This is a genomic window from Dictyobacter halimunensis, from assembly GCF_036245075.1.
Map to the genome: position 1 here is coordinate 4705945 of NZ_BSRI01000002.1, position 22700 is coordinate 4728644.

The window sequence follows — 22700 nt, forward strand, 5'->3', positions numbered from 1 at the left end:
TGGGATTGCCCACAACAAAGCAGGGGACACAGCCGCTACTGGCTGTGTCCCCTGCTTGTTTGCTTTCTAGGCGGGGTCGATCAGGCGACCCATGATGCTGTAGACGATCAGGATGACCAGGCTGATGACGATGTTGATCAGCACGATCAGGCCGATCTCGGGGAAGAGGCGCCACCCCCTGGCGTTGTAGATGATGAAGCCAACCACGGCGGCCATGGCGATCGCCGCCAGCAGGCAGGCGCGGATCGATGAGCCAATGCTAGGGAACTTGCGGCGGCGCAGCATGCTGAGCCCGGCGATCAGTCCGGCGATGCCGTAGAAGGCCATCGGGAACCACCAGGCGTGATACTGCGGCCCAAAGTTGACGTTATGGAACAGGGTATTCGTCAGCGTGTCATTGCCGCGGTACATGAAGTCGGCGACCATCGCTCCGCCAGCACCCACCAGGATGCCCACGATCGGACCAAACGAGGCCCCGAAGAAGAGCGGCAGCACCAGCAGGATTGGGATGCTGCGGCCATAGATGATCGGCCGGAAGCTATGCAGGAAGCAGAACAGGACGATGCCGACGACGGTAGCCAGGATCGGCCACTTCCAGGCGTTCAGCGGTCCCAGCCACTCGGCCATCGATTCCCTCTCCCTGGGTTCATCCGCGTAGGAGGGACGCGGCGCTGGACGCTCGTCGCGCTCGGGCGCGCTATACGATTGTTGCGGACGATACTGTTGCTGCTGCAGCACCGGTGGCTCCTGCCGATACGGTGCCTGATTGCCATAGCCTCCCTGCGGTCCCCGGTGCTGCTGCTGATAGCCCTGCTGCGGCCCATTGTTATAGCCACCGGGATGATTGGGTTGCTGCTGCGGAGGTCGCTGCATCGGTGGATACTGCTGCTGGGGGGGCCGCTGCTGCGCATTACCCTGCATCGGCGGACGCGGCCCATTCTGGGGTCCACCCTGAGGGGAATTGTTGCTGTGCAGAAACATCTTTTGCTGCCCAGGCTGGTTTTGCTGCTGCTGTTGCTGTTGTGGATACGCAGTATTGGGCTGCTGGGGCTGCGGCATGCTGGTCTGCATCTCTGTGCGATCCGAATGCATCGTCGGCGCCTGCCCCTGGTTCCCCAACTGATTGCCGATATTCTCCCGTCCGCTTGCAGCCATGCCGCTATTCTGTTGTTGCTGCTGGGTAGTATAGGGATTATTCGTATTGCTGGCCGGGCCGTCCTGCCGGGTCCCCATCTGCTGCGTGCCATACGTGTTATTGGCCTGGCTATTCTGCTGCTGCTGAGTGGCATAGGGATTATTTGTATTGTTGGGCTGGCTGCCCCCACCTGGATTGAAGGGCTGCGACATCAGTCCCGTAAAAGGGACCGGTGGAACGCCGCCCGCATTTGGCGCCTGTGGCGGTGCCTGCGTACCCGATTGCATGGCGACCGTGCTGTATGGATTTGGCGGTATGCCCGCGCCCTGTACCAGACCGGTCGGATTGGATTGGGCCGCCTGCGCCAGCGCGCTGGCGAATGCTTTGACGCTCTCGAAGCGCTTCTTGGGATCTTTGTCGAGGGCCTGCATGACCACGCGCTCGACTTCAGGCGCGATCTGTGGCAGCTTCTCTCGGATGGGAGGCGGGGACGCGAACATATGCTGCGTGCACATCTCGGTGAACGAGCCGTGGAAGGGCCGATCGCCGGTGAGCCACTCGTAGACGACGACGGCCAGTGAATACTGGTCGCTGGCCGGCCTGGGCTTACCCTGGATCTGCTCGGGCGACATATAGGCCACCGTGCCGATCACATCCTGCGTTCCCTGGTAGCGCGAGCTCTGCGCCACCAGCGCGATCCCGAAATCGCTCAGCAGGATCTCGTTGCGCCTGCCAACCAGCATGTTCTCCGGCTTCACATCGCGGTGAATGATATGCTCATCGTGGGCATACTGGAGCGCGTCCGCCACCTGGGTCACGTAGGGAACGACGGTCGCCAGGGGCAGCGCCACGCCACGCGTATGCCGCTGGCGCAGCGTCCCATTGGGAGCATAGTCCATCACCAGATAGGGCGTCTCACCCTCGATACCAAAATCTAGCACACGCACAATATTGGGGTGTGATAGACGTGCAATCGTCTGTGCCTCTTTTAAGAAACTATCTGAATCGTCCGAACCAGAGAGTCGTGCCTGTAAGATCTTAATGGCAGCCTGTGACTTCAGGTAGAGGTGCTCCCCCAGATAGACCTCGGCGAAGCCGCCCTGGCCCAGCAGTTGCACTAGCGTATAGTTTCCCAGTCGCTGCCCTATGCGATCCGCCATCCTTGCTCCTTTTTTCTGCGCTTGTCAGCCCGCAGACGTATTTCCTGGCCCAATTGTAAAGAAATGAAGCAAGTACGTCAAGCTTTTACCTCATACATGGCCGCTCCGGACCCTCACCCCGCTTTGTGTCCGCCCCCGTAGGTGCCGGGCCCGCCCCAGCTTGGAGCGCCGCGACCTCGTGCAAATACCTGAAACTGAGTGCGTGTAACCCCGGCAAATACGTTATACTATGCCCATCATTCACAAAAAGGAGTATGCCTCATGCATACAAAGATTACCTCATTTAGCGAAGCTGATATTGAAGAGGCTTCTGAATTGCTTGCCCGCCGCCACCAGGGCGACCGTATTCACGAACCTGCTCTCCCTGAGCGTTTTAGCCGTCCGTCCGAAGCTCGTCTTGAGCTTGAACAAACCTGGAAAGCGTCAACTGTCAACGGTATGAGTGCAGGTGGTGTAGTGGCCCGGCAGGACGGAAAAATGGTCGGCTATCTGATTGGTGTGCCGAAGATTAATGAGATGTGGGGCCGCAGCGTCTGGGTTGAATATGCCGGACATGCTCTTGATCGCTCCTATAGCGCGGAACTCTACCGTGATCTCTACGCAGCCCTCTCCCCGACCTGGGTTGCCCTGGGATGCCTCTACCACGTTACCAATATCCCTGCCTCAGATCAGGCTGCTATCGATGCCTGGTTTAATCTCAGCTTTGGTAAAGAGCATGTCTATGGCCTGCGTGAAACGGCGCCAGCTTCCTCGTTTGATGTTCCTATTGATCCGACGCTGGAGATTCGCCGTGCCAGCCCTGCCGACCTGGACATCTCTTCGCAGCTGGATGATGTGATCTCATTGCATCAATCTCGCTCACCCGTCTACTCAATAGTCACGCCCTATGATAGAGAAGAGGTCCGGCAGGAGACGCTGGAACAGCTTGAAAATCCAGAATGGAAGACATGGCTCGCCCTGCGCAATGGGCAGCTCGTCAGCACTCAGGTCTACTTACCTGCTCAACCGCCGCGTGGCATCGGCAACATGGTGCTCCCAGAAAAATGCAGCTTCCTGGGATTTGCCGCGACGCGAGAAGAGGAGCAGGGACAGGGTATAGGCCGCATCCTGACAGCCCACGGCCTGGCTGATGATTATGCCACTGGCTACGCTTTCTGCTTCACTGACTGGCGTGCCACCAATCTGCTCTCCTCGCGCATGTGGATGCGCCAGGGATGGCGACCGATTGCATACCGTCTGACACGTCGCCTTGATGAACGCGTACTCTGGAGCCATGCCAAAGCCTCTCCAGCTCCCTGGCTCGATAAAAGATTTGCCAATGAGTAGAGCATTGCTGATTAGCGTTCTGAAACTACCGGTCGGAAAAGAATCGCGGAACACTCATAAATGGCCGCAATGGCCGCCCTGAACTTCGCCCCGTTTTCGTGTCCGCGTAAGAAACATGTTTTCTCTAAGCAACCATGCATAGATGCTTCTCTTGACATTTGCATTAATAGCCGTCTATACTTACTTTTGATCGCGATCACCCGGCGCGAATTGAAATCGCGCATTCATGTAAACGTTTTCACAGCTTCGTAGCATGATTTTACCTTCAGTTGGATAGCGGCCAATGCTAATCCAGAAGATCGTCAACGGATCATATCTGTAGAAAGGAATCTAGATACATGGCTGAAAGCAAGAACACAGACCAGCAGGTAGCTCGACATGAAAAGCGTGGAGTGACGAGGAGACAGCTCCTGGTGCAGGGGACGGCTGCGGCGGTGGCGGGATCGGGGTTGCTGATGTTCGCTAAGCCCGCCTTCGCCGATACACGATTCCAGGCGAATACTACTGCAGCGGCGAAGCAACTGACGAAAGGCAGCGCTGGTACCTATATGATTGCGCGCGAGAATGGGCCCGGTCCCCTCAACTATACGGATACGCGGTGGGGGCTCAATGGCGCGGACCTGGGCCATATGTTTATGCATCACGACAAGATGTATATGGTATTTGGCGATGGCTTTGGCGGCCCGAACGCGGACCCCTTTTTCTCGCAACCGCATGGTGATTGGCGTAGTAATACCATGGCCTGGATCGATCGACCACAGTCTCCACAGAACGGACTTGTCTTCAGCGGGATGATCACCGATAGACCCGGGCACGCCAAAGAATTACTCTCTTCACAAAAAATACCAGGGGTTGAAAATACGGTCATCCCGACATATGGTGTATCAGTTGTTGATCGCATGTTTTTACATTACATGTCCGTACGTGAGTGGGGTGCGCCGGGTCATTGGACTTTGAATTATGCGGGCCTGGCTTACTCGGACGATGAGGGCCAGAACTGGACCAAAGATATGAGTGCAACCTGGCCTGGAGACAGTAATTTTGGGCAGGTTGCCATTGTCGAGCATGAGGAGTACCTCTATTTCTTTGGTATCCCAGGTGGCAGATATGGAGGGGTTCAGCTTGCCCGTGTGCGACCGCAATCGATTCTCGATCTGGCGGCTTATCAGTACTGGAATGGTAGCTCCTGGCTGACCAACAATCTCGCGGCCGCGGCGACAATTGTTCCCGCTCCGGTCGGAGAGCTCTCCGTGCGCTGGAACTCCTACTACAAAAAATGGATCATGATGTATCTGAACGATCCACAGTACCGGATCGTCTTGCGCACGGCTGATAATCTGACGGGACCCTGGAGTCCGGAGCAGGTAATTGTGACCGGCCAGCAATATCCACAGCTCTATGCTCCCTATATCACGCCCCTCTGGAACAATGGGCCTGATGTCTTTTTCACCATGTCGATGTATGGTCCCTATAGCGTCTATTTGATGCATACCACCGTACAGAGTCTCGGCAAGTAGAGATTCTATTGTGTGAGGAAGAGCCATCTATGCTGCGGATCTCCACGGCGCATGTGCCGTGGAGATCTCTTTTGTTCTATTCTGAAAACCTGTGCCATCTGATAATCCGGTTGTTCATCCCGTTAGCTTGCTTTGACTTCTCCGCTGGCGAGCTGGTTCTGGATCAGTTGGGCGTAGTAGCTATTTCTCTGTAAGAGCTGCTGGTGGGTGCCCTGCTCGATCAGGCGGCCGTCGTCGAGGACGAGGATCTGATCGGCGTTGCGGATGGTGCTCAGGCGGTGGGCGATGATGATCTGGGTGCAGGGGAGAGCGCGCAGGTTGTGTTCGACATGCTGCTCGGTGACCACGTCGAGGGCGCTGGTGGCCTCGTCCAGCAGCAGAATCGCCGGTTGGCTGGCCAGGGCGCGGGCTAGCGCCAGCCGCTGCCGCTGTCCACCCGAGAGGGCGCTGCCGCCCTCGGAGACAAATGTCTCGTAGCCCATGGGCATCTTCTGAATGTCCTCGTGCAGATCGGCCAGCCGCGCGGCCTGCATTACGGCCTCCATGCTGATGTCGGGCGCGTTAAAGGCGATATTCTGGCGGATCGTGCCACTGAAGACGCTGGCGTCCTGCATGACCACGCCGAACTGGGCGCGCACCGCCTGGTAGCTCAGGAAGCGCAGCGGGATGCCGTCGTAGCCGATCTCTCCCTGATCGGGGATGATGAGTCCCAGCAGCAGCTTGCCGAGGGTGCTCTTGCCCGAGCCGGTGCGGCCGACGATGGCGATCTTCTGCCGGGGCTGTACGTTCAGCGAGATGTCTTTGAGGATGTGGGAGGCATTCGCGTCGTAGCGAAAGCTGACATGGTCGAGGCTGACGCGTCCGCTCAGTCGTGGCGGCTGCTGCACGGCCTGGATGTTCTGTTCTGGTCGGGCGTCGAGTACGTCAGCGATGCGTTCAAGGTGTGAATTGACCAGCTGGATCTGTTGGGCGCTGCGCACCAGGGATGAGAGCGGCGACAGCACGTAGGCGCCCAGCGTGCTTAATCCCACCATTGCGCCCAGCAGCAGGTGGTGGCTCATGACCTGCTGGGCGCCCAGCCATAGCAGCGCCAGCGGAGCCAGGGCCTGCAGACTGACCAGGCAGGTCGCGATGGCCGAGCTGAAGTAGGTGCGTCGGATCGAGATGTTGAGCTGGCCGACGAAGAGATTCGACCACTGCTCGAAGGCGCGCTGTTCGGCGCCGGCGGCCTTGATGCTGCCAATGCCGGTGAGCATCTCGCCCACGTAACCCTGCAATCTGCCCGCGCTCTCTAGATCCTGACGCGCGAGCGTGCGCATCCGTCGGTTGGTACACAGCAATAGCAGGACCTGGAGTAGGCCGACCCCCAGCACGGCGGCGCCAAACAGCGTGGAGTAGCAGAACAGGATGACGAGCGAGATGATGATGGTGCAGCTATCCAGGCAGGTCGAAATCAACTGGTTGCTGACGATCTCGCGCACCGAGGCGTTGCTGCTGACGCGGGCCAGGATATCGCCACTGCTGCGCTTCTGGAAGAAGCTGTGGGGGAGCGAGAGCATGTGCTCAAAGAAGTTGGGCAGCATCGTCAGGTCGATGCGCGTCTGCAGGTATGTCAGCAGGATCGTGCGCAGCAGCGAGGTGATAAACTCGGCGATCACGACGACGATGGCCGCCGCGCCCAGCAGGAGTAGCAGGCTCACCTGTCCCTGGGGGATGACCGCGTCGATGACGAAACCGGTGGCCAGCGGCAGGGCCAGTCCCAAACCCTGTAAGAGCAGGGTCGCGGCGGCGATCTGCAGCAGGATGATGGGCGCGCGGCGCACATATTGTTTCGCGTAGCTGTATAGAGTGATTCGTGAGCTCGCGGTGTGGCGCACAAATTGTGTTCCCGGCTCCAGCATAATGACGACGCCGGTAAAGTTCTCCTCGAATTCCGCGCTGGAGACGCGCCGGCGCCCCAAAGCTGGATCGACGATGTCGACGCTGCGCGGACCCCAGCGCTCGACGATCACGAAATGGTTGAACTGCCAGTGGACGATGGCCGGTAGCGAGACCGAGCGGAAATCGTTATCACGCAGCGAGATGGGCCTGACGCGCAATCCGTACTGGCGGGCGGTCTTCACGATCTCTAGCGCCGAGAGGCCATCGCGTCCCACGCTGGCCTGATCGCTGATCTCGGCGCTGCTGGTCTTGCGGCCATGATAGCACAGAATCATGGCCAGGCAGGCGGCCCCGCACTCGACGGCGTTCATCTGCAGCAGCACCGGCACCCGGCGCCGTAGCATCCTATGGCACAGTCCCGCCATGACCAGCCACAGCACCTGGAAGCATCTCACCATGGGCGCGGGCCGCCCGGAGTGCTCATCCTGCGGAGCTTGCGCCACCACCTCACGATTGTCATTGCCAATGACCTGCATATGATTCATATAGTATTACCTCCCGGCAGATGGTGCCAGCGTTGTATAGATTAGCAGACCGACCAGGGTGAGCTGGAATAACAGGATCCAGAGCCAGAGCAATAATAGCGGCGACACAAAACGTGGTAGGACATCTTTCTCTCTCTTCTGAACATAATGTTGGATGGCTTGCTGCCGGAAGATAGGTCGACGCTGATGCATCATTACAACGTTCCTTTCTGCATAACTCGTATGTATAGCAAAGCTCTTTTTATAGCTCCATTTTTTATGTTGATCAGTACCTATTCAGGCATTCGCTATATGCTTTTAAAATAATAGAGGTGTATGGAGACATCCCTGTCAAAGAAATCTCCATACACCTGGTTGTCATACAGCTACATTGCACTCTTTATGAAGAACATCTCTCTATGCTTTTGCGCGCTTTTTAGAAGTCGTCATCGCCACCAAAGTCGTCATCGTCGCCCCAGCCACCACCGTAGCCGTAGCCGTAGCCGTAGCCGTAGCCGTAGCCGTAGCCGTAGCCGTAGCCATAGCCATGGCGATGGCCATGCCCATGGTGTCTGTGGTGACCACCATTGACCGATTGCAGTTCCTCTTCATTCAACTCGACATTATTTTGTACTGGCTCTACAGAATTGCGCTGCTGCTCATCGTTGCGTACGTTAGATGTGGAAAAAATGTTGTTAAGCTTCATCGTGTTGTTCCTTTCATTTGCATTTACATTGCACCCTTTGTGAAGGACATCTCTCTATGCTTTTGCGCGCTTTTTAGAAGTCGTCATCGTCACCAAAGTCGTCATCGTCGCCCCAGCCACCGCCCCAGCCCCAACCGTAACCATAGCCATGACCATGGCGATGATGGCGATGGTGGCGGAAGTGCCTGTGGTAACCGCCATTGACTGATTGCAGTTCCTCTTCATTCAACTCGACATTATTTTGTACCGGCTCTACAGAATTGAGCTCCTGTTCATCGTTGCGTACGTTGGATGTGGAGAAAATGTTGTTAAGCTTCATCTGGTTGTTCCTTTCATTTGCATTGATTGATGCATTGAACCTGTTCACTAGAAGTTGCAAAATGTTGACGCCTAAAAATGGACATCTTTACGTATGCGGACATCTACTAGTCGTCGTAGTCATCGTAATCAAAGTGGCGACGCGAGGACCGGCGCTTGATGACCACGATCTTTTCAAATGAGCGCCTGCTACCGTAGCCATCATCAAAATCATCATCGTAATCACCCCAACCACCCCACCCCCCGCTGATGCCCGCCAGCTCCTGCTCGTTCAATTCGATCATCCCCAGTGGCTCGACGGCGCTACTCTCTGCGTTATTCTTGTTCAGCATGGTGTTTTCCCTTTCTGCTTTAGCCTTGTTACCCCTGCACATGCTCTACTTCCGAACGGGATAGTCATGTATGCAGGCGGTCTACACTCATTGGTTGACTTTATTGTGTTGTTCATGTACTGAAGGAGACATTCTCAATTGAGAAGTATCTTATGTGAGTAGTTTAGTCGGAAGCAAGCGAGTTAACAATGTTCCACTTCACAATTACACTGTGAAACTATGCACTATTAATAAATTGACCTGTTTGTAACATATATAATCAAGTAGATGGGGTTTGGATGCGCACGCTTCACGCCTGTGCACAATCCCTTCAAATTTAAGAGATGAGATATGAAGCGGGATGACAAAATTTGTGGTCGCGCCGATAATTATGTATAGGAGGATGTATGTGGTGCTTTGAATCCTATGCGGGAGTGGTGAGACTATGATATGGCGAGTTGTTCAGCGTATCCCTGTGCGTCGGTTGCTTGTGTGGCTGTTGGCGCTGATCGCCCTGCCACCACTTCTGATGAGCTTTATCCTGGTACTGGTCGATAGCATCAGGAAGCATACACGTTCGCAGGGACACTTCTTGAGCCTGCGCAATGAGGCGCCGGTCCACATGGGGGAGACCGAGGTGCAGTTCTATACCTATGGCAACGATCTGTACCGGGCCATGCTGGAGGCGATTCGACACGCGCGGCAGCGCATCCTGTTTGAGACCTTTATCTGGAAGGATGATACGATTGGCGATCACTTTAAGCAGGCGTTGACCGAGGCGGCCCGGCGCGGCGTTGAGGTCTACATTATCTATGACCTGTTCGCCAATCTGGTCGTTTCTCGCTCCTTCTTTCAATTCGACCCGGCCATCCAGGTCCTGCCCTATCCACTCTTCTCCTTCCCATTCAGGCTCTTCCAGCTCAAGACCTATGCCCGTGATCATCGCAAGTTGCTGATCGTCGATAGCCAGATCGGCTTCATTGGAGGTTACAACATTGGGGACTCCTATGCGCGGCACTGGCGCGATACCCATGCGTGCCTGGTCGGTCCGGGCGCGCGCGAAATCGAAAATGTCTTCATCGACTTCTGGAACGAGCACAAAAAGAAGCAACAGCCTGAACTGCCCGATGTAAAGAAGCGCGACTGGAGCCATAACCTGGCCATCCAGCGCAACGATCCCATGCTTTTGATGTTTCCGATCCGTTCGATGTATCTTGAGGCCATCGATCGTGCCCAGAGTAGCTTCTATCTCACCACTGCCTACTTTATTCCTGATCGGGGCATCCTGTATGCCCTGATCAAAGCGGTCAAGCGGGGTGTCGATGTGCGCATCCTGGTGCCGGCGGTCTCCAATCATATCATCGCTGACTGGCTCTCCCACGGCTTTTATACCCATTGTCTCAAGCACGGCATTCGCGTGTTGCTCTACGCAGATGCTATGATACATGCGAAGACGGCCACCGCCGACGGCCAGTGGTCCACCGTGGGGACCGCCAACCTGGACCGCCTGAGCATGGTGGGCAACTTCGAGGTCAACGTCGAGTTTTATAATCAGGACGCGGCCAGAGAGATGGAGAAGATCTTTGAGTATGACGCGGCTCGCTCCCATGAGCTGACGCTGCAGCAGTGGAGCCGGCGTCCCATCTACTGGAAGATTGGCGAGTATATGCTCTATCTGCTGCGCCCGCTCTTCTAGCAACAACCCATTATATGGTGGTGCACCCGGAGCGCATCCGCGCCCCTGTTGCACCACCATATAAAACCAGCGCGTCCGCTACGCGGACGCGCGTGCGGGGCGCGCACGTGCCCCCAACATGACGGAAATCAAACACATTCCTATAATAGGGATTACCCTTCTTTCTGGGTAGGCTTCCCTTTGCCTGACGTGATAAGACTGAATAAACTGTCGTTAATATAAAAGCTCCATGCATCTGAGCAATCACCGTAGCAGGCGAAGACGGGTGTCAGGCCGATATGGGTGAAATGCAGCTCGGTTCTATCCCCCTTCTTGCCTATCTCAAAGACGATGTCAGTACCTGTCCACTCGTCCGACTTTTTAACGAATGCCAGCTGGCTGTCCACGACATGCCAGACGATTTTCTCCCCCGGTACCAGTTGAGTGATCTTCTGGATGCTGCGGTGCTGATCCTCGTGGCTGACCGTAAACTCGGCGCCGAGGGTGTCAGTGCTCCCATCCATTTCTTCTGACCACCATCTACGAACGTTGTTGACGGCTGCAAAGACTTCTTCCGGCGTCTGGTCTACTGTAAACGAAGTGGTGTAATGCTGCTCACTCATTTGGCGAGCCTGGCTGACAATGTCTTCTATAGGATTTGGATGCCCTTTACCCGTAGCGATGAGGTCGCGCAAACTGCCGGTTATGTACGAACCCCAGGCGTTCGAGCAAACGTTGTAGCATTCATACTCAGGCACGAGGCCGATATGCGTAAAGTGAACTTCTGTTTTGTCATCCTTCCTGGCGATGTCAAAGACAATGTCTGTCCCGGTCCACTCGCTCTTGTCCTTCACAAAGTTAAAGTAGTTGTCTGCAACGTGCCAGACAACTTTCTTCTCAGGCACAAATTCGGTGATCTTCATCGTAGAACGGTGAACATCCTGGTAGTGGTACGTAAACTCAGCTCCGAGCCTGTCGGTATCCCCTTCAACTTCCTGTGACCACCACCCACGGACATTGTTGATAGCATTGAAGACCTCTCCCGGCATCTGATCTACCAAAAAGGTTGCGGTGTAATGTTGCTGGTCAAGTGCGTTCACTTGTGTTCCTTTCTTTCCTTTTTTTCTCAAAGGATTCGGAATAGCCTGTCAGTAGGATAGATCCACTTGCGTTTTGCAAGTATACGCGGAGTATACCTTTGAATGCCGTGGTAAACTATGCTAAATCATCTCAAAGAGTTGTCTGATCGTCTCAAAAGAGACGGCAGCTGGAGAAAACCATGGATGTGTTCACCGATGTTCTGAATGCGCTCGAACTAAAAGGGCGGATCGCCGCGCGTAATGCGCTTGTTCCTCCCTGGCGCTACAATTTTGCCGCCAGCCAGGATATGATCTTCCACCTGCTCAGCTCTGGTGGTGGTTCCCTTTTTATAGAAGGAGACTCCACGCCGCTGCGCATCGAGGGTGGGGGCGTGCTGCTTTTTCCCTTTGGTAACGCCCACTCGATCTGTGATAAACCCACATCACCCCTGACCAACATCGTACAGGTGACGTATTCCACGCAAGGTGAGTACCGGACTACCCCGGATATAGACGAGGGATCAAAGATGATTGTGCTCTGTGGCGCATTTCGCCTGGAGCGCCCCGGAGCGTTTCCTTTGTTGCATAGCTTGCCAAAAGTCATCCATATCCCTGCTGAGCAAGGTAACATGGCGCCTGGCTTCAGCGAGATTGTGCGTTTGATTATGCGCGAGGCAGCTGCGCCCCGATTGGGTACGGAGGTGATGCTCAGGCGCTTAACCGAACTCCTTTTTATTCAAATCATTCGCATCTGGGTTGAACAGCAAGCGGGAGTCTCAAAAGGATGGTTAGCGGCGCTCCATGATCAGTCTATCAGTGCCGCTCTGGGTTTGATCCATCAAGCGCCTGAACATGGATGGACGGTGGAGGAACTGGCGGCGGCGGTAGCCCTCTCCCGCCCGGTTTTCTCCGCCCGCTTCACCCATCTTGTGGGGGAACCACCCATCAAGTATCTGACCCGCTGGCGCATGCACAAAGCGATCGGCCTGCTCAAAAATGATGTTGAGGTGGAAAAGATCGCCGAGCTTCTAGGCTATGAGTCAGGAGTGGCGTTTCGCAAAGCCTTCAAGCGAGAGATCGGCATGCCTCCAGCCAGGTATCGGAAGCTTGGGGTAAGCAGCTTCCGCGACGTAGTAAATAGTGTGAGCTGATTATTATTGATGATTATTACTGAAAGGAACGGAATCCGATGAACGATACATTGGTGACGCGTGCTTTTAAGCTGGCGGCCGAGTTGCACGCGGGACAGACGCGTAAGGCTTCGCTGGTCCCCAATACTCCTTACCTGGGTCACCTGATGGAGGTGGCGGGCATAGTGATGTCCAGCGGTGCGCCCGAGGTGGCGGTGGCGGCGGCCCTGCTACACGACGCGATCGAGGATCAGGGAGCCGGAACTCGTACACTGATCATGGAGCAGTTGGGAGATGAGGTGCTGCGCCTGGTCGAGGAATGCACAGAGCCTGGTACCGGTGGTCCCACCAAAGCCCCCTGGCGCGAACGCAAAGAGGGATATCTACAGCAGGTCCATACAGCCTCTCCCTATGCCCTGCTGATCAAGTGCGCGGACAAGCTGCACAACGCACGCGACCTGCGCAAACAGGTCTGGTTCGAGGGCGCGCGCGCCTATACAGCCTTCAGCACCGGCAAGGACGACAAGCTCTGGTTCTACAACGCCTTCGTGCGGGCCGCGCGCCAGCGCCTCGCCACACTGCAATACCAGCAGCCCTCAGAAGAGCCCCTGCTTCAATCTATCACCTACCTCCTCGACGAACTCCAGACCGTCCTCCACGACCTCGACCACACCCCATCGCCCTCGTAGGTTCGGCCCTTGCGGCCGATTATGCGCCTCCTCCACGCAAATATTCGGCCCGCGCGGCCGATTTTCTCTTCACGCACGTCAACGTTTGTCGGGCGCGGAGTGTCATATTGGGTGATCATTACGTGCTTAAGGCATATATGTTGCGGACAGGGTTAATCGGGAGCAAGGCCAGAAGCTACGGCATTGGGATAATTGGGGGGTCATGGGAGAGTACAAAATGTGAACTATGTTATATACTTATTATGGAGGATAATTTTTCAGGCTGTCGCATCCTGTGCGTAATTCTCAAAGATGAAGGATCGGCGCAGGCTGTCACAGCGTTTTTTCAACTGATTGTTCCCGGGTGCTAACTGAGTAGGGCCGTTGCTGATGTGACGCATCATTGTCTTGTCTTGTCATGATCGCCGGGCCGATGAAGGTCTATGGGTTACCGGGCCAGCGTTGAGGCTGGTACCGAACCGGGTGAGCTTCGCGCCCGTGCTGATCCTTATTTCTAAGGAAGTGTGCAGATGACGACAGTTGTACTGCTTGGAACATTGGATACCAAGGGACTGGAGTATGCCTATGCGCGCGATTGCATTCAGGCAGCTCAATGTAAGGTGATGTTGATGGACGCGGGCAGCAAGGGAGTGCCACAGATCCAGCCCGATATTTCAAGGGAGGTGGTCGCGCGCGCCGCCCATATCGACATCGCTCAACTCGAACACGCCGATCAGGCGACGGCCATCAGGACGATGGCGCAGGGCGCGACCTCGCTGGTAGTTGAACTATTTGCGCGTGGGCGCCTGCATGGCATCATGACCATCGGTGGCGGCGGCGGATCCACGCTGGCTGCCTGCGCCATGAAGGCCCTGCCCCTGGGTGTGCCAAAGCTCCTGGTCTCCACGCTGGCGGCCGGTGATGTGCGGCCATTTGTGGGCGCGATGGACATCTCGATCATGTACTCGGTGGCGGATATCACCGGCATCAATAGCGTGACGGAACGCATTCTGTGCAATGCGGCGGCGGCCATCGCCTCCATGGCCCAGGCTTACGATCACTTTGAGCTCTCTGCCCGGGCCCGCCTGCATCCTTACCTCACGCATCCACCTAAAGACATCATCTCAGCCTCATCACTGCCCTCATAAACATGTCCGTGTGGTGCTTCCGACCTCGTCACATATGCGGCGAGGTCAGGTTTTTATGACGTTTGAATGGCCTCGAGGTGGATCTCGATGCGAGTCTCATTTCCTATAGCTGCGATGCCGTCAATTAAACGGCGATTGAAGACCATGCCGAAATCGCGGCGATCAATGGTGGTGACGCCGGCCAGCCCGATGCGCCATGCCTCGGTCAGAGGATCGCGGTTGGTGCCGGTATAGGTGACCTGGAAGGTAATCGGCCGCGTGACCCCGTGCATGGAGAAGTTACCGTCGACCAGGCAATGGTTCTGGTCAACCAGCCGTACCCGCGTGCTATCAAATAGCATATAGGGATTCTTGATGACATCGAGAAAATCGGCCGAGCGCAGATGGGCGTCGCGCTGGGTCGAACCGGTATAGATGCTGTCGGCCTTGACCTGGGCCTGAATGGTTGTTCTCTCCGGCTGCTGGGTATCTAAATCGATGATGCCATGCATATCAGAAAAGCGTCCCTTCACCACGCTAATCTTCAAATGCTGAACGGTAAACTCTACCAGACTATGCAGGGGATCAATGGTAAATATCATGTCATGCTCTCCTAAACCTTTTTTCTCGCGATAGAGGCAGTCGAACCGCCTCTGATGCTGATGGGGTATAGTAGGTAGATGTTTATTTGTTCCTATATGAGTAATAATTTTACCACTGGTAGTTAGAATTGGTGTAAGAGCATAACATATTGTATATGTGTATAAATCTCAAAGCACAGCAGCCTGGCAGTACAACCAATGTACCGCCGGACTGCTGTGCTTTCTATAAACTGTGCTATTATCATATATCAATATGAGATAGCCAGTGGTGTTCCTATGGGGCACATCATAGGTGCCGGGTTCACCCCGGTTTTGCTTCGCATTTTCAGACACTTCCCGAGAAAAGTGTCGTATTCTGCGTGGCTCGTGCAACATATATGGAAGGAGCAGGAAAGGAGACGCGTATGCTGGGGGACGAACAATTTAACCTCTTTCTTTTGCAGCAGCAGCCGGCGCTGAGGCGGCTGTGCGTGTACATGACCAGAACCGAAGATGTGGTGGACGATCTGCTGCAGACGATCCTGCTGGAGGCATGGGAGCATCGGCACTCCGTCCGTGATGAGCGCGCGCTGCCGCAGTGGCTTTCCGCTATCGCGCGCAATGTGTGCAGGATGTGGCTGCGCCACAAGGTTCTGCGCCAGGAGCGCGCGCCCCTGCTGGACCTATCCGAGGCGCTGGACGAACCAGGAGGGATGGCGTTGGAGGAGGAAATTGAGCAGCGCGAACTGGCACGCCTGCTCGATCGCGCTCTGGGACGCCTGCCTGTCGAGACGCGTGCGCTGCTGATCGCTCACCTCATCGAGGGACGATCCGCCAGCGAAAGCGCCCTCAGATTGGGCATTCCCGTGCGTACGGTGGAGAAGCGCCTGGAGCGTGGTAAGAGCGCCTTTCGCCATCTACTGCAGACCGACTTCTACGCTGACCTGACCCCTTATATCCTTCCCATGCGGCAGGGAGGACCCTGGGAGACGACGCGGCTCTACTGTCCTCACTGCGGGCAGCACTTCCTGCGCTCACGTTTCTCAATGGGATTACTGCAGTTCGACTGCCCCGCCTGCGCCTCCGTAGAAGGACCCTACATCACGATGTTCCCCACTGTCGGCGTGCGCGGCTATCAACGCCTGCTGCAAGCGATGATGAAGACGCTGGAACGGCGTTACGCCGACTCGCTGGCGCATGCGAGCTATCCATGTCCCGGTTGCGGACGCACTACACCGCTGCAGCGCGGTCATGAAGAACTGTTGCTCCGTTGCCCTCACTGCCACACCATCAACCAGAACTCCCTGCCCTTTCTCGCTCTCGCGCTCCAGCCGGGACGTCAGTTCTGGCAGGAGCAGCGGCGCATCTGCCTCTTGCCGCGTAGCGAACTGGAGGTCGCCGGGCGGCCGGCACTGCGCGTGGCCTATCAGGCCGTGTCCAGCCAGGCCACGCACGAGGTCTTCTTTGCGCGCGACACCTTTGAAATACTCTCAATTCAATCGACGAAAGGTTGACCATAGGATGCATACAACGACGCGCTGGCACATTACGCCCTCACTCGTCTTCGACATGTTCTGCTGGATCAATATCCTGACCGGCGATCCCTTCTATGTGCGCTATTATTCACAGGACTATGAAGCGTTTCAGGAACGCCTGACGCCCGAGGTCCAGGAGGCGCTGCGGCGCCTCAAGACCACGGTCAAGGATGAGGGCCAGCAGATTATCTCGGCGCTGCTCTGCCTCTATTTCTCCGCCACTGCCGACCAGACGCTCGATGATGTACTGCGTACCCTCGCTGATAGCGACCAGATGTATCACAATCTGCGGCGCACCCCTTACTACCAGCAGGAGCGCTGGGCGCTCTATACGGCGGCGCGTCCAGATCTGACCACTATCGTGCGCTTCCTGCAGGATACTGACTTTGAGGGCTACTGGCGCGGCAGCATCCTGCCACGCATCGAACAGCGCGTGCGTGAGCTACAAGAGGAACTGGGGCGCTTTAATATCGTGGTTGAGGACGAAGCCGTGCTGGGCGCATCCCTGCCCTCGGATGAACTGACCGTCTATGTGCTCTACTACGTTCGGCCGCACGGCATCAGGGTGATCGGGACGCGCTTTATTACCGACGTCAGCTATCCCGCCGCGACTGTAGCCAGGATCGCGGTCCACGAGATGTTCCATCCTCCCTTTGATGAACATAGCCCTGATTTCCAGGACTGCCTCGCGTCCCTGCGCACAGATCCCTTCCTTGCGCGCACATTTGAAGGGCGCAATCCCGATTATGGCTACAACACCTTCAAAGGCTTTATCGAGGAGAGCTGCGTGCGGGCGCTGGAGCAGTTGGTTACCGAGAAGCTCGGCATCGCGCGCTGCGAAGCAAGTAAACGCTGGCGCGACGAGGACGAGGGCATGCACGTCTTCGCCGCCTGCATCTATGCCTCCATGCGGCGGGAAGCCTACAATACCCGAGGGGAAACCTTCCAGCAGTTCCTGCTGCGCATGGTCCGTTCAACCTTGCGTCCCGGCACCCTCGAACAAACCTACACCACCTCCATGTCCCCATCGCCATCATCATCATCGCCCTCATCGTAGGTGCGCCTCTTGCGGGCGCTTGCCGCGAAGCGGCCCCACGCCCCGATTTAAAGGATCATGATGGATTGGACGAGGTTGGTGCCGAAGTGGTAGCCGATCTCGTGGTAGTCGTGGATCGACCATAGCGCCAGCTCGCAGCGCTTGCCGATCTCCAGGCTGCCGACCTGGTCCTGCAGCGCCAGGGCGCGGGCGCCGTTGATGGTGGTGGCGCTGAGCGCCTCCTCCAGGCTCATGCCCATGGCGGACATGGCCAGACCGAGCATCATCTGCATGTTTTCGCTGTACGAGGTGCCAGGATTAAAGTCGGTGGCCAGGGCGACCGTCAGGCCGTGGTCGAGCAGGCGGCGGGCAGATGGATAGGGGCTGCGCAGCGTATAGGAGCAGCCAGGAAGCAGCGTGGCGACCACGCCGGCGGCGCGCATGGCCTCCAGTTCGGCGTCGCTGGCGTAGTCCAGGTGGTCCGCCGAGACGGCCTCCAGTTCGGCGGCCAGCTGGCTGCCACCGGAAGGACTGAGCTGGTCGGCGTGGACCTTGAGCTGGTAGCCCAGCTCTTTGGCGCGCGTCAGGATGCGCCGGCACTCCTCCAGCGAGAAGGCCTCGCGCTCGCAGTAGACGTCGCAGAAGCGCGCCATCTCGGCGAAGGCGGGCAGCATCTCCTCGACCACCAGATCGACGTAGGCCGCGCGCTGATCGCGGTACTCGGGTGGCACGCTATGGGCGCCCAGAAACGTCGGTACGGCTCGGATGTGCTCGTGGGGCAGAGAGGGACTACAGTTCAGGTCGTTGATGATGCGCAGGCAGCGCTCCTCGGCCTCCATGTTCAGGCCGTAGCCGGTCTTGATCTCGACAGTCGTGGTTCCATGGGTGCGCAGCGAGTCCAGCCTCTTGAGGGCCAGGTCCATCAGCACCTCCGCGCTGGCGGTGCGCGTCGCGTTCATAGTGGTTAGAATGCCGCGTCCCTGTCGCAGCAACTCACCGTATCCGACGCCCTGCCGGCGCAGGTGAAACTCCTCAGCCCGGTCGCCTGCGAATACCAGGTGCGTATGCGAATCCACGAAACCCGGCGTAACCACGCATCCATAAGCATCCACCACATTCACCGGCTGCTGATCGGTACAGACCTGCATGGCATCGACCTCGTGATCCGGGCCGATCCAGCTGATGACGCCATCATTATCAACGACGATGGCCGCGTTGGACAATACCTGTAATGGACCGTTGGCGCCATCGATGGGCGTCTGTGCCATGCTGACCAACTGGCCGATATTGCGTACGATGGCTCTGACCTGGAGCTGCTGTTGTTCCACTTCGCGTATCTCCTTCGATATTTTTAAGCCGGGGCAAGCCCGGTTTAAGCCGGGGCAAGCCCGGTTTAAGCCGGGGCAAGCCCGGCACCTACGGTGGGTTTCGTTTGGCGTTCCGTCGTTATTCGATTTCGGCTATCTGGCCGGATTGGATGAGCTGGACGAGCGTTTCGATGTCGCCGGAGAGTACGCGGTCGTTGGTCAGGGTCTCGACGTGGGCGCGCACCAGCTCGCGGGCGCGCTGCACGCCGGCGCCGGGCAGCAGCGGCAGACGGAAATCAAGCAGCTGCGCCGCGCACAACAGTTCGATCGCCAGCACCTGCTGCGTCTGCTCGATGACGCGGCGCAGCTTGTGGGCGCTGGTCACGCCCATGCTGACAAAGTCTTCCATGCCGGCCGAGGTCGGGATTGAGTCGATGCTGGCCGGGTGGGCCATGACCTTGATCTCGTTGACCAGCGAGGCGGCCACGTACTGCGCGATCATCAGGCCCGAGTGCAGGCCGGGATGCGGTGTGAGGAAGAGGGTGGTCTCTGCACCCTTTTCCTCCCAGTCGTGGGGACCGATGACGTTGTAGACGCGGCGCTCGGAGAAGCTAGCCAGCTGGGCCAGGGCGATGGCCAGCATGTCCAGGGCCAGCGCCAGCGGCTGCCCGTGGAAGTTGCCCCCGCTGAGCACGTCGCCCTCGTCGGGAAAAATAAGCGGATTATCGGTGACGGCGTGCAGCTCACGCTCGAAGATGGTGGCGCAGTACTCGATGGCGTCTCGCACGGCCCCCAGGACCTGTGGGGCGCAGCGCAGCGTGTAGGGATCCTGCACGCGGGCACAGTTCTGGTGACTGGCGTTGATCGCGCTCTCACGTACCAGCTGCCGCAGCCGTTGCGCGCTCACGACCTGCCCCGCCTGTCCCCGGCGGTGGTGGATGCGCTCGTCCAGCGGCACGTGGCTGCCCAGCAGTCCTTCCAGGCTCATGGCGCAGGCCACCTCGGCGCTGCGCAGCGCCACCCGCGCATCGACGATGGCCAGCACGGCGATGGCCTCCATCAGGTGCGTACCGTTGATCAGGGCCAGTCCCTCTTTGGTGTGTAGCCCGACCGGCTTGAGTCCCGCCTGTTCCAGCGCCTGGGCGCCCCACATCTTTTTGCCCTGATAGATGGTCTCACCCTCGCCGATCAGAGTCAGGGCCAGGTGCGCCAGCGGTGCCAGGTCACCACTGGCTCCCACCGAGCCGCGCGACGGGATCAGCGGACAGATGCCCGCGTTGAGCATGTCCGCCAGTGTCTGCACGATCTCTACATGCACGCCGGAATGGCCACGCGCCAGGCTGGCGGCAAGCAGCAGCATCATGGCGCGCGTCACCTCTTCGGGGAGCGGTTCGCCGACGCCCGCCGCGTGGCTGCGAATCAGATTATACTGTAGCTCGACCTGCTGATCGGAGGAGATACGCATTTTGCTGAGATGTCCAAAGCCTGTGGTGATGCCATAGACCTTCTTGCTATCGTCCACGGCCAGCCGATCGATGACCATGCGGGCGGTCCGGATTCTCTCCAGCGCCTCCTCGCCGATGGTGACTGGCGCGTGCAGTCTTGCTACCGCCACCACATCGGCAAAGCTCAATGCCTGTCCGTTAATAATGACCCGTGTGGGCACTTCCAGATGATGATCTGCGCTCAAAGCTTTGTCCTTTCTGACGACATATGTCAGACTCTTTCTCGCCGTTGAGAAGGTATTGTGTTCGCCGTCATGGGGGCGCTGACGCCCCCAATCATTTTTATTTAAGGTGTCTCTGGCAACACCTGCGCAGCAGGTGTTGCCAGAGACACCACACATTCTTTTTTTTACTACAGGCACGCCGCTTCGTAGGTGCCAGGCTTGCCCTGGCTTGGAGCGCCGCGACCCCGTGCCCGGGCGCTTTTTTACCTATTTTGTTCGCGCATGGGAATCTTCATATTATATTGTTGCGCGTGTGTCAATGCTTCTTCGTAGCCGGCGTCGACGTGGCGGATGACGCCCATGCCGGGGTCGTTGCTGAGGACGCGGGCGAGCCGCTCCGCCGCCTCGGGAGTGCCGTCCGCCACGGTGACCTGCCCGGCGTGCATGGAGTAGCCGATGCCGACGCCGCCTCCATGGTGTAGCGAGACCCAGGTGGCGCCTGATGCGGTGTTGACCAGGGCATTGAGCAGCGGCCAGTCGGCGATGGCGTCGCTGCCGTCCTTCATGCCCTCGGTCTCGCGGTACGGCGAGGCCACCGAGCCGCTATCCAGGTGGTCACGGCCGATCACGATCGGCGCCTTGACGATGCCTTTGGCTACCAGCTCATTGAAGGCCAGTCCGGCGCGGTCGCGCTCGCCGTAGCCCAGCCAGCAGATGCGGGCGGGTAGACCCTGGAACTGGATCCTCTGCCGCGCCAGCGTCAACCAGCGCTTGAGGTGCTCGTCCTCGGGAAACAGTTCTAGCAGCGCCTCGTCGGTGCGATAGATGTCTTCGGGATCGCCTGAGAGCGCCACCCAGCGGAAGGGACCCCTGCCGCGACAGAAGAGCGAGCGGATATAGGCGGGGACGAAGCCGGGGAAGTCCATGGCGTGCGTCTCGCCGGCCTCCAGGGCCTGTCCGCGCAGGTTGTTGCCGTAGTCAAACACGATGGAGCCGCTCTTCTGCATGTCTAGCATGGCGCGCACGTGGGTGACCATCGATTCTTTGGCGCGGCGGATGTACTCCTGGGGATCGCGCTGGCGCAGCTGCGCGGCCTCCTCCAGCGTCAGCCAGGCGGGGATATAGCCATTGAGGGCGTCGTGGGCCGAGGTCTGGTCGGTCACCATGTCTGGGATGATGTTGCGGCGTACCAGCTCCGGATGGATCTCGGCTGCGTTGCCCAGCAGACCGATAGAGAGCGGCCTGCCAGCAGCGCATGCCTCACGCACCATCGTCAGCGCCTCGTCCAGCGTGTAGGCGATCGTGTCGCAGTAGCCGGTCGCCACGCGCCGCTGGATGTGCGACTCATCGACCTCGACGGCCAGGCAGACCCCCTCGTTCATGGTCACGGCCAGCGGCTGGGCGCCGCCCATGCCACCCAGGCCGGCGGTCAGCACAAATTTCCCCTTCAACGTCGAGCCGAAATGTTGGCGCGCCGCCTCTGCGAACGTCTCAAAGGTCCCCTGCACAATGCCCTGTGAGCCGATGTAGATCCAGGACCCGGCGGTCATCTGCCCGTACATCGTCAGGCCCAGCGCCTCCAGGCGCCTGAACTCATCCCAGTTGCCCCAGTGCGGCACCAGGTTCGAGTTGGCGATCAGCACGCGCGGCGCATTGGTGTGCGTGCGCAGGATGCCGACCGGCTTGCCCGACTGCACAAGCAGGGTCTCATCGTTCTCCAACTGTTTGAGCGAGCGGATGATCGCCTCGTATGCCTCCCACGAGCGCGCGGCCCGACCCGAGCCCCCGTAGACCACCAGGTCCTCCGGTCGCTCCGCCACATCGGGGTCCAGGTTATTCATCAGCATACGCATGGCCGCCTCTTGCTGCCAGCCCTTACAACTCAACGTTGTCCCGCGCGGCGCGCGGATCTGCGTTTTCTGTACCATGTTTCGGTCTCCCTTTCACCGTTGAAACAATGCGTCATCTTCCCGTTGAAATAATACGTCACCCTGCCGCCGTAGGTGCCGGGCTCG

At 57.9% G+C, this 22700-nt stretch carries 19 protein-coding genes; 8 read left to right on the top strand and 11 right to left on the bottom strand.

Features of this window, described 5'->3' with window-relative positions:
- Positions 1–66 precede the first annotated feature (66 nt).
- Positions 67–2295, bottom strand: coding sequence for a protein kinase domain-containing protein (locus tag AABA21_RS33380; RefSeq protein WP_338256954.1), 2229 nt, complete (start codon positions 2293–2295; stop codon positions 67–69).
- 261 nt (positions 2296–2556) lie between these two features.
- Here AABA21_RS33380 and AABA21_RS33385 point away from each other — a divergent pair, with 261 nt between their 5' ends.
- Both AABA21_RS33385 and AABA21_RS33390 read left to right on the top strand, forming a co-directional pair.
- Positions 2557–3621, top strand: a complete 1065-nt coding sequence (locus AABA21_RS33385) for a hypothetical protein (RefSeq protein WP_338256955.1) — start codon at positions 2557–2559, stop codon at positions 3619–3621.
- A gap of 338 nt (positions 3622–3959) precedes the next feature.
- Positions 3960–5138 carry a DUF4185 domain-containing protein gene (locus AABA21_RS33390; RefSeq protein WP_338256956.1) on the top strand — a complete coding sequence of 393 codons (1179 nt, stop codon included), beginning with the start codon at positions 3960–3962 and terminating at the stop codon, positions 5136–5138.
- Positions 5139–5260: 122 nt separating this feature from the next.
- Here the strand turns inward: AABA21_RS33390 and AABA21_RS33395 are convergent, their stop codons facing one another.
- From AABA21_RS33395 to AABA21_RS33415, 5 genes are all read right to left on the bottom strand, one after another.
- A complete protein-coding gene (locus tag AABA21_RS33395; protein WP_338256958.1) occupies positions 5261–7564 on the bottom strand; it encodes a peptidase domain-containing ABC transporter in 2304 nt (767 codons plus the stop codon).
- 6 nt (positions 7565–7570) lie between these two features.
- Positions 7571–7759: a hypothetical protein gene (locus AABA21_RS33400; RefSeq protein ID WP_338256960.1), complete on the bottom strand. Its 189-nt coding sequence runs from the start codon at positions 7757–7759 to the stop codon at positions 7571–7573.
- A gap of 220 nt (positions 7760–7979) precedes the next feature.
- The gene (locus AABA21_RS33405; protein WP_338256962.1) at positions 7980–8249 is read right to left on the bottom strand and encodes a hypothetical protein; all 270 of its coding nucleotides are present in this window, start codon (positions 8247–8249) and stop codon (positions 7980–7982) included.
- A gap of 73 nt (positions 8250–8322) precedes the next feature.
- Positions 8323–8568, bottom strand: coding sequence for a hypothetical protein (locus tag AABA21_RS33410; protein ID WP_338256963.1), 246 nt, complete (start codon positions 8566–8568; stop codon positions 8323–8325).
- A gap of 106 nt (positions 8569–8674) precedes the next feature.
- On the bottom strand, positions 8675–8899 hold the full coding sequence (locus tag AABA21_RS33415) for a hypothetical protein (protein ID WP_338256966.1): 225 nt from the start codon (positions 8897–8899) through the stop codon (positions 8675–8677).
- A gap of 424 nt (positions 8900–9323) precedes the next feature.
- Here AABA21_RS33415 and AABA21_RS33420 point away from each other — a divergent pair, with 424 nt between their 5' ends.
- Complete coding sequence (locus tag AABA21_RS33420) at positions 9324–10574, top strand: phospholipase D-like domain-containing protein (RefSeq protein ID WP_338256967.1); 1251 nt, start codon at positions 9324–9326, stop codon at positions 10572–10574.
- A 152-nt stretch (positions 10575–10726) separates the two neighbouring features.
- Here the strand turns inward: AABA21_RS33420 and AABA21_RS33425 are convergent, their stop codons facing one another.
- On the bottom strand, positions 10727–11653 hold the full coding sequence (locus AABA21_RS33425; RefSeq protein ID WP_338256969.1) for an SRPBCC family protein: 927 nt from the start codon (positions 11651–11653) through the stop codon (positions 10727–10729).
- Positions 11654–11832: 179 nt separating this feature from the next.
- Between AABA21_RS33425 and AABA21_RS33430 the strand changes: the two genes are divergently transcribed.
- From AABA21_RS33430 to AABA21_RS33440, 3 genes are all read left to right on the top strand, one after another.
- The gene (locus AABA21_RS33430) at positions 11833–12783 is read left to right on the top strand and encodes an AraC family transcriptional regulator (RefSeq protein ID WP_338256971.1); all 951 of its coding nucleotides are present in this window, start codon (positions 11833–11835) and stop codon (positions 12781–12783) included.
- Between the two features lie 38 nt (positions 12784–12821).
- Entirely contained in the window at positions 12822–13451 is a 630-nt protein-coding gene (locus AABA21_RS33435; RefSeq protein ID WP_338256973.1) for an HD domain-containing protein, read from the top strand.
- Between the two features lie 509 nt (positions 13452–13960).
- Positions 13961–14578, top strand: a complete 618-nt coding sequence (locus tag AABA21_RS33440; protein ID WP_338256974.1) for a Tm-1-like ATP-binding domain-containing protein — start codon at positions 13961–13963, stop codon at positions 14576–14578.
- A 53-nt stretch (positions 14579–14631) separates the two neighbouring features.
- Here the strand turns inward: AABA21_RS33440 and AABA21_RS33445 are convergent, their stop codons facing one another.
- On the bottom strand, positions 14632–15159 hold the full coding sequence (locus AABA21_RS33445; protein ID WP_338256976.1) for a YceI family protein: 528 nt from the start codon (positions 15157–15159) through the stop codon (positions 14632–14634).
- A 404-nt stretch (positions 15160–15563) separates the two neighbouring features.
- On the opposite strand from AABA21_RS33445, the gene AABA21_RS33450 reads away from it, so the two are divergent.
- Together AABA21_RS33450 and AABA21_RS33455 are read left to right on the top strand one after the other, a co-directional pair.
- The gene (locus AABA21_RS33450) at positions 15564–16652 is read left to right on the top strand and encodes an RNA polymerase sigma factor (RefSeq protein ID WP_338256978.1); all 1089 of its coding nucleotides are present in this window, start codon (positions 15564–15566) and stop codon (positions 16650–16652) included.
- A gap of 7 nt (positions 16653–16659) precedes the next feature.
- Positions 16660–17730, top strand: coding sequence for a hypothetical protein (locus AABA21_RS33455; protein WP_338256980.1), 1071 nt, complete (start codon positions 16660–16662; stop codon positions 17728–17730).
- A gap of 47 nt (positions 17731–17777) precedes the next feature.
- Here the strand turns inward: AABA21_RS33455 and hutI are convergent, their stop codons facing one another.
- The 3 genes from hutI to hutU form a co-directional block, all read right to left on the bottom strand.
- Complete coding sequence (gene hutI, locus AABA21_RS33460) at positions 17778–19037, bottom strand: imidazolonepropionase (protein ID WP_338256981.1); 1260 nt, start codon at positions 19035–19037, stop codon at positions 17778–17780.
- Positions 19038–19155: 118 nt separating this feature from the next.
- Complete coding sequence (hutH, locus tag AABA21_RS33465; RefSeq protein ID WP_338256982.1) at positions 19156–20862, bottom strand: histidine ammonia-lyase; 1707 nt, start codon at positions 20860–20862, stop codon at positions 19156–19158.
- Between the two features lie 86 nt (positions 20863–20948).
- Positions 20949–22613 (bottom strand): urocanate hydratase, encoded by a 1665-nt coding sequence (gene hutU, locus AABA21_RS33470; protein WP_338256983.1) that lies wholly within the window; start codon positions 22611–22613, stop codon positions 20949–20951.
- Positions 22614–22700 lie beyond the last annotated feature (87 nt).